This is a genomic window from Micromonospora sp. NPDC047753, from assembly GCF_040642735.1.
Classification (GTDB): domain Bacteria; phylum Actinomycetota; class Actinomycetes; order Mycobacteriales; family Micromonosporaceae; genus Micromonospora.
Genome location: NZ_JBEYSL010000321.1, coordinates 1 through 8,011 on the forward strand (window position 1 = coordinate 1; position 8,011 = coordinate 8,011).

The following is an 8,011-nucleotide window of genomic DNA, read 5'->3' on the forward strand; positions in this document are numbered from 1 at the left end:
CCCAGACCGTCTCGTAGACGGCGCGCAGTTCGCTGATCGTGAACTCGGCGGCGAGGAAGCGGGTGGCGAGCGGGGTGTACTCCAACTTGGAGCGGGCCCGTTCCAACGCGTCGTCGATGATCCGGCCGTGGTCGAAGGCGAGCTGCCGGCTGGTCAAAGCGGTCACCGGCAGCCAGATCGCCTCGTCGGCGTCGCTGCCGGCGGCCGGGTCCGGCAGGTCGGGGGCGAACGCGAGGTGGGCGATCGAGACGACCCGCATGCGCGGGTCGCGGTCGGGAGCGCCGTAGCTGCCCAACTGCTCCAGGTGTACGCGGAGCAGCTCCTCGCCGCCGAGCCCGGTCTCCTCGGCCAGCTCCCGTCCGGCGCCGGTGGTCAGGTCCTCGTCGGGGCGGACGAAGCCCCCGGGCAGCGCCCAGTGCCCGGCGAAGGGTGCCTCGCCGCGCCGGATCAGCAGCAGGTGCAGTGCGCCGTCGCGGATGGTCAGGGCCACCACGTCGACGGTCACGGCGACCGACGGATAGGCCCGGGGGTCGTACGCGGCCAGGAACTCCTGCTCGTTCATCACGTCTCTCTCACTTTGAGAACATCTCGCTCTGAGAACAACTTAGCGCAGAAGTGCGCGCCTGCCAAGGGCAGGACCAACTCAGCGCACGAGGCGGTGCGGTGCGCTCAGCGCACGGTGCGGTGCGGCGCGCTCAGCGCACGAAGCCCGTCAGGTGGGGTCGGCCCCGCGAGTCGTGCAGGGCGAACCCGCCATCCGGCAGGAGCGCGAAGCTCACAGTGCTCGGCAGCGGCACGGGCAGCTTGAAAGCGACCTCGACCGTGTACGCGTCCGGCAGCCGGGACTCCAGCGCGGCCAGGCAGCGCGCCTTGCTCCACATGCCGTGCACGATCGGCCGGCGGAAGCCGAACAGCCGCGCACCGAGTCGGGAGGTGTGGATCGGGTTGTGGTCGCCGGAGACCCGCGCGTACTCCGTACCGACGCGCGGTTCCACCCGCCAGCGGGCGGTGGCCGTCGGCGCGGCGGGTCGCTCGCCGGGCTCGCGCCCGCCCGGCTTGCCCTCCCGACCGAGGTACGTCGAGACGCCACGCCACACCTCCGCCCCGTCGACGGAACCGACCAGCACCACGTCCACCTGCCGCCCCCGGTCGTGAGGGCGCAGGTTCTCCGCGTACGTCGTGAAGTCGAGGGTTTCGTCGGCGGTGATCGGGCGGTGCGTGGTGATCCGGTTGCCGACGTGCACCAGGCCGATCAGCGGGAGGGGGAAGTCCGGCGCTGTCATCAGGCGCAGGGCCAGCGGAAAGCCCATGACGTGGGGAAACGTCGCGGGCAGCCGGTCGGTGAGCCGGAACCCGCAGACCCTGTCGTAGTCGGCCAACTGCGTCCGGTCGACTGTCACCCCGCTCACCGTCAACTCGACAGCTTTCAGGTCGGGCCCGCGCCGTCCACCCCCGAGGCCCGGTAGCGCGCCGAGCAACGCCCGTCGGTGCAGCGCCCCGACCGCCGGCATCCGGGGCAGCTCGACCAGGCTGCGGCCGCCCGACTCCGGCCCCGTTCCCATCACGCCCCCAGCAGGCTCTGGCCGCAGACCCGGACCACGTTTCCGCTGACCGCGCCGCTGGCCGGCCAGGCCAGCCAGCCGATCGTCTCGGCCACGTCCACCGGCAACCCGCCCTGGGCCAGGCTGTTCATCCGCCGCCCCGCCTCGCGGACCACCAGCGGGATGCGCGCGGTCAGCCGGGTCTCGATGAAGCCCGGGGCCACCGCGTTGACGCTGATCCCGCGCTCGCGCAGGGCCGGCGCGAGTGAGTCGACGAGCCCGATCACACCGGCCTTGCTGGTGGCGTAGTTGGTCTGCCCCCGGTTGCCGGCGATCCCGGCGATCGACGAGACCGAGATGATCCGCCCGCCGGCCGGGATCAGCTCCCGCTCCAGCAGTACGTCGTTGAGCCGTTCCTGGCTGGAGAGGTTGACGTCGATCACCTGGTCCCACCGGTCGGCGTCCATCCGGCCCAACGTCTTGTCCCGGGTGATGCCGGCGTTGTGCACCACCACGTCGACCCGGCCGTGCCGGCCGGCCAGGTGCTCCGCGAGTCGGGTCGGCGCGTCCGGCGCGGTCAGGTCGAGTTGGACGGCGGTGCCGCCGATGTCGTTCGCCACGGCGGCGAGCGCGTCACCAGCGGCCGGGATATCCAGGGCCACCACCTTCGCGCCGTCGCGGGCGAGCACCTTAGTCAACGCGGCACCGATGCCCCGTGCGGCGCCGGTGACCAGCACGACCTGCCCGTCCAGCGGGCGGTCCCAGTCGGCCGGGACGCTCGCCGCGCCGCCGCCGACCCGGATGACCTGCCCCGACACGTACGCGGACCGGCCGGACAGCAGGAACCGGAGAGTCGATTCGAGGCTCGTGCGCGTGCCGGCGGCGTCGCTGTCGCGGGCGACGTGGACGAGTTGCGCGGTGGTGCCCCGGCCGAACTCCTTTCCGATGCTGCGGACCAGCCCTTCGAGGGCGCGCTGGGCGGTCGCCTCGCGGGGTGTCGGGCACTCCTGCGGCGGGGTGCCCAGCACGATCACCCGGCCGCTGGGCAGCACGGCCCGAGCCTGCGGGTGGAAGAAGTCGTAGAGCTGGCGCAGTTCGGTCGAGTCGGTGATCCCGGTGGCATCGAAGAGCAGAGCCCCGTACCGCTGCGAGGTGGCGGCGGCCGGGTCGGCCAGCTCGACCCCGGCGCTGGTGAGGATCTTGGCAACCGGCTCGGCGAGCCGGCCGCCGGTGGCCGCGCCGAGCAGGGCCGGGCCGGCCAGCAGCGGGTCGCCGGGGTGGTGCCGGCGCAGTCGGGGCGGGTCGGGCAGCCCGAGGCGCTTGACCAGCGCGCGGCCGGCGGCCGATTGGACGAAGCTCGCGTACCTGTCGGTCATGGGCGTAGCCTACTGGCGAGTAGGGTTCGAGCAACACATGTCGAGGAGGCGGATCGTGCAGAGCATCCGGCGGGTCGCGGTCATCGGGGGCAACCGCATCCCCTTCGCACGTTCCAATTCCCGCTACGCGGACGCGTCGAACGCGGACCTGCTCGGCGCGGCGCTCGACGGCCTGATCGCCCGCTACGGGCTGGCCGGGCAGCGCATCGGCGAGGTGGTCACCGGGGCGGTGCTCAAGCACTCCCGCGACTTCAACCTCACCCGTGAGGTGGTCCTCGGCTCCCGACTCGACCCCCACACCCCGGCGTACGACATCCAGCAGGCCTGCGGCACCGGCCTGGAGGCGACCATCCTCGTCGCCAACAAGATCGCCCTCGGTCAGCTCGACGTGGGCATCGCCGGCGGTGTCGACACCACCTCCGACGCCCCGCTCGCCGTCAACGAGGAGATGCGCCGCACGCTGCTCAAGCTCAACTCGGCCCGTACGCTGGGCGAACGGCTCAAGATTGCGGCGAAGCTGCGCCCGTCCCAGCCGTTCAAGCCGGAGATCCCGCGCAACGCCGAGCCGCGTACCGGGCTGTCCATGGGCGACCACGCCGCCCGGACCGCAGTGCGCTGGCAGATCGACCGGCGCTCCCAGGACGAGTTGGCGCTGCGCTCACACCAGCGCCTCGCCGCCGCGTACGACAGGGGTTTCTTCGACGACCTGATGACGCCGTACCTGGGGCTCACCCGGGATGCGAACCTGCGCCCGGACAGCAGCCTGGAGAAGCTCGCCTCGCTGAAGCCGGTCTTCGGCACCCGTGGCCCGGACGCCGAGCACGCCACCATGACGGCCGGCAACTCGTCACCCCTGACCGACGGGGCGTCCACCGTGCTGCTGGCCAGCGAGGAGTGGGCGGCGGCGCACCACCTGCCCGTGCTCGCCTGGTTCAGCTGGTCGGAGACGGCGGCGGTGGACTTCGTGCACGGCGACGAGGGGTTGCTGATGGCACCCGCGTACGCGGTGCCCCGGATGCTGGCCCGTGCCGGGCTGACGTTGCAGGACTTCGACTACTACGAGATCCACGAGGCGTTCGCGTCGCAGGTGCTGGCCACCCTCGCCGCCTGGGAGTCGCCGGAGTTCGCCAAGGACCGGCTCGGCCTGGACGCGCCGCTCGGCGCTGTCGACACCGACCGGCTCAACGTCAACGGTTCGTCGCTGGCCGCCGGGCATCCGTTCGCCGCCACCGGCGGGCGCATCGTGGCGACCCTGGCAAAGCTGCTGGCCGAGCGGGGCAGCGGGCGTGGACTGATCTCCATCTGCGCCGCCGGTGGTCAGGGCGTGACCGCCATCCTGGAGCGCTGAACGGAGTGTGCACGGCGACGCCCGCCGGACCCGAGGGTCTGGCGGGCGTCGACAGTGCGGTAGGGCTCAGCCGAGGGTGAACCTCTCCCAGGAGCTGACGACCGGGCCGCTGGCGATCAGTGGCTTGCTGCCCGCGCCGTCCGCGCTGACGTACTTGTTGTTGATGGCGGCCTTGAAGCTGACGGTGCCGTCGCTGCTGCGGATCATTGTGAACCGCTCCCAGGTGCTGGCAGTCGGTGCGTTCGCGATCAGCGGCTTGGCACCAGCGCCGTCGGCGGACACGAAGTGGTTGTTGACCCGGGCGAGAAGGCCGACCTGCCCGTTGCCGAGATCCACCACGTCGAACCGTTCCCAGGTGCTGGCGGTCGCCGCGCTCGCGATCAACGGCTTGGCTCCCGCGCCGTCGGCGCTGACGAAGCGACCGTTGACCTTGGCCTTCAGTGACCGGTTAGCGTCCGGTACGACGACCAGGAGGAACTTCTCCCAGGTGCCGATGGTGGACATGCTGGCGCTCATCGGAACGGCGCTGTTGACGTCGGCGGTCACGTACTTGCTGGTGATGGGGCTCTGGAGGCTGATGGTGCCGTCGCTGTTGCGCACCAGCTTGAACGACTCGTGTACGTCCACGAACACGCTGTCCGCGGTCAGTGTGACGAGGTCGGACTCAGCGACGGCGACGTAGCGACCGACCGCCCGGGAGAAGAGGGCGACCCTGCCGTTGCCGGCATCCGCCAGGTCGAACTGCGCGATCGTGCTCGGTTCGGCCTGGTTCGGCCGAAGCCCGTAGCTCTTCTCGTAACTCACGTAGCGGCGGTTGGAGAGGGCGCGCAGACCGACGGTCCCGGTCGGCCGCAGCATGCTGATCTGCCTGCCGTAAGTCCCCGACCGACCGTCGGTGCCAGTGACCGTGACGGCGATCCGGTAAGAGCCCGGGTTCGCGTAGGTGTGCGAGGCGATCGGGCTCGTCTGGGTGACGCTGCTGCCATCGCCGAACGAGAACTGGTAGGACGCGATCGGGTTGAGGCCGGGGAGAGAGGCGGACGCGTCCACCGTCACCGACCGCGCCTGGATGCTCATGGCGACGTCGAACCGCACCTCCGGGCTCCGGACGGCTTCGATGGTGCCACGGTCGGCGTACGTTATCGGGCCGGCGCCGGTGTTCGGCACGCCCGGATCGTCGACGCGCGGCGCGCCGCCGCGGGCGAGGGTCGGGTAACCGGGGGCGGCCGAGTTCGCCGAGTCGATGTTGTCCCGGGCCTGCCCCGTCTCGCGGTCGTGTGCGGCCTGGCCGGAGGCGGCCCGGAACGCAGCGAGCGACATCCGGGTGTTCCAGGCGTAGATCTCCGGTGAGTCGTTGTAGTAGTGGTGCGCGTTGTTGTAGTCGACCACCGTCTTTCCGACGGCACCGCCGTAGACGCCGATCTCGACCCCGTCCAGCACCTTGTTGTCGCAGTAAGCCAGATTGAAGTAACCGTTCAGAGCGAGCACGTTGTTCTGTACGGAGACGCCGGACGAGGCTCCGTCGACGCGGATGCCGTCGCGGCAGCGGTCCTTGATGGTGTTGTTGGCGATGGCCGTGCCGGTGGCCCCGTTGTTGTGCACGCCGTGGCCGGCGCCCCCGGAAATCACGTTGTTGGCCACCACGGTGCCGGCTGCGGTGGGCCCGAGCGCGATCGCCGCGTTGCTGAAGCCGTCGACGCTGCCACCGATGTACGAGTTGCGCTGCCCGTCGATCCGGACGCCGACCGTGTTGTCGGCAAGGACGTAGTTGGCATAGCCCTGCACGCTCGTGTCCTGGATGGCCACGTCACTGCTGGCGGCGTCCATGGTGATGCCGGCGCTGGCGGTCAACCCACTGACGATGATCTTCGACAGGCTTGAGCTGGTCACGCCGGCGAACCGGATCACCGGTGACGTCGCGGGAATGTTCAGGGCGTAGGTGCCGCCTCGGATGGTGAGGCCCGAGGAGTTGCGCGCGTCCAGGGCCGGCACGTCGCCCGACCCGACGACGCGGAGGTTCTGAAGCACCACATCATGCTGGCCGTCGATCACGAAGCCGGCCGTCGCGCCGATCAGGGTCGCCCCGGAACCGGAAGCGGCGAGGAAGGTGACCGGCTGCTCCGGCGTGCCGGACGTGCCGATCGTGACGCGCTCCCGGTAGGTGCCGCCGCCGACGTCGACTGTCTGCCCGCCGGTGACGATCGCTGCTGCGGCTCCGATGGTGCAGAACGGCTGCGCCAACGTGCCCGGGAACTGGTCCGAGCAGCCGGTGGCGGCATTCTGCCGGACGTAGAGCGTCGTCGGAGCGGCCGCCTGGGCGGGCAGCGCGGTGCCCACCAGGGTGCCGCTGGTCAGTAACGCGGTCGCGAGACCGGCGAAGAAGGATTTGCGCATGCTGGCCTCGAAAAGGAGGAGGATCCGGCGACGCCGGAAGTCAGATAAGGCGATTTTGCATGATCGACAAGTGAGGTGCTGACCTGGGTGACAAAACGGCCACCCGTCTCGTGACCGTCCTGGTTCCGGCGGATCGAGGCGGCCGGCAGGTAGACGTTGACGTCCTGTTCAACGGCCGGCTGAACGCCCGTGAGGTTGTCGGGTGACGGTGACCGTCCGCACCCCCGAACGAGGTGCGTTCGATGACAGCTGGGTCCGGAACGGGGCCGGTAAGCGTTGGTGCTGTCTGTCGTCATTCCGATGTGCAACGAGGCCGCGGTCATCCCGGTCCTGATCGCCCGGCTGCGTCCGGTGCTCGACGCGCTCAGCGTCGAGTACGACCGGCCCTCGCCCGACGACGCCCGCCGGACCCCGAGGTTCCGGCGGGCGTCGATCGATTGGGCCGGCTCAGCCGAGGGTGAACTTCTCCCAGGTGCTGACGGCCGGGCCGTTGGCGATCAGCGGCTTGCTGCCCGCGCCGTCGGCGCTGACGTACTTGCTGTTGATGTTGGCCTTGAAGCTGACGGTGCCGTCGCTGTTGCGGACCATTGTGAACTTCTCCCAGGTGCTGACGGCCGGGCCGTTGGCGATCAGCGGCTTGGTGCCGGCGCCGTCGGCGGACACGAAGCGGCTGTTGGCGCGGGCGAAGAGGGCGATCTGACCGCTACCGAGGTCGGCGATGTCGAACCGCTCCCAGCTGCCGACGGTCGCCGCGCTCGCGATCAGCGGCTTCACACCGGCACCGTCGGCGATCACGTAGCGGCCGTTCACGCTGGCCTTCAGCGACCTGTTCGCGTCCGCGACCGGCACCTGGGCGAACTTCTCCGAGGCGCTGATGGTGGACCGGCTGGCGCTCATCGAGATGGTGCCGCTGGCGTCGGCGGTGACGTACAGGTTGTTGCTCGCCTTGAGGCTGACGGTGCCGTCACTGTTGCGGACGACAGTGAACTTCTCCGGCGTGCCGACCACCTGGCCCGCGGCGTTCAGAGACTCGTTGGCCGACTGCGTCACGTAGCGGCCGTTGGACCGCGCGACGAGGGCCACCTGGCCGTTGCCGGCGTCCCCCAGGTCGTACTGCGCGGCGGCGGTCAACCCGGCCTGGTTCGGCAGGAGAACCGACGCGGACGTTCCCACGTAGCGACGGTTCGACATGGCGAGCAGGCCCACGGAAGCGGTCCGCCGCAGCACGCTGACCTGCTCGGTGCTGCTGCCGGTCAGGCCCCTGGTGGCTGGGCTTTCTCGACACCGGCGCCCACGACGTCGTCTTACCGCCCGCCCCAAGGGTGTTTCTCTACTGGGACTGGGCCGTCGGG

Annotated in this window: 6 protein-coding genes; 1 reads left to right on the forward strand and 5 read right to left on the reverse strand. The window is 70.6% G+C overall.

Annotation, left to right across the window (positions count from 1 at the left end; translation table 11 throughout):
• The 3 genes from ABZ749_RS23765 to ABZ749_RS23775 form a co-directional block, all read right to left on the reverse strand.
• Positions 1 to 562: NUDIX hydrolase (locus tag ABZ749_RS23765; RefSeq protein WP_357231275.1), on the reverse strand; the 562-nt coding region annotated here is incomplete at its 3' end.
• Between the two features lie 133 nt (positions 563 to 695).
• Positions 696 to 1,562 carry a MaoC/PaaZ C-terminal domain-containing protein gene (locus ABZ749_RS23770; RefSeq protein WP_357231278.1) on the reverse strand — a complete coding sequence of 289 codons (867 nt, stop codon included), beginning with the start codon at positions 1,560 to 1,562 and terminating at the stop codon, positions 696 to 698.
• Entirely contained in the window at positions 1,562 to 2,917 is a 1,356-nt protein-coding gene (locus ABZ749_RS23775; protein ID WP_357231281.1) for a 3-oxoacyl-ACP reductase, read from the reverse strand. Before ABZ749_RS23775 ends, ABZ749_RS23770 begins: the two co-directional genes overlap by 1 nt.
• Positions 2,918 to 2,972: 55 nt before the next feature.
• Here ABZ749_RS23775 and ABZ749_RS23780 point away from each other — a divergent pair, with 55 nt between their 5' ends.
• Positions 2,973 to 4,265, forward strand: coding sequence for an acetyl-CoA C-acetyltransferase (locus ABZ749_RS23780; RefSeq protein ID WP_357203710.1), 1,293 nt, complete (start codon positions 2,973 to 2,975; stop codon positions 4,263 to 4,265).
• Between the two features lie 66 nt (positions 4,266 to 4,331).
• Here the strand turns inward: ABZ749_RS23780 and ABZ749_RS23785 are convergent, their stop codons facing one another.
• Both ABZ749_RS23785 and ABZ749_RS23790 read right to left on the reverse strand, forming a co-directional pair.
• Positions 4,332 to 6,659, reverse strand: a complete 2,328-nt coding sequence (locus tag ABZ749_RS23785) for a PKD domain-containing protein (RefSeq protein ID WP_357231284.1) — start codon at positions 6,657 to 6,659, stop codon at positions 4,332 to 4,334.
• A gap of 447 nt (positions 6,660 to 7,106) precedes the next feature.
• Positions 7,107 to 7,886 (reverse strand): hypothetical protein, encoded by a 780-nt coding sequence (locus tag ABZ749_RS23790; RefSeq protein ID WP_357231287.1) that lies wholly within the window; start codon positions 7,884 to 7,886, stop codon positions 7,107 to 7,109.
• Between the last annotated feature and the right edge of the window lie 125 nt (positions 7,887 to 8,011).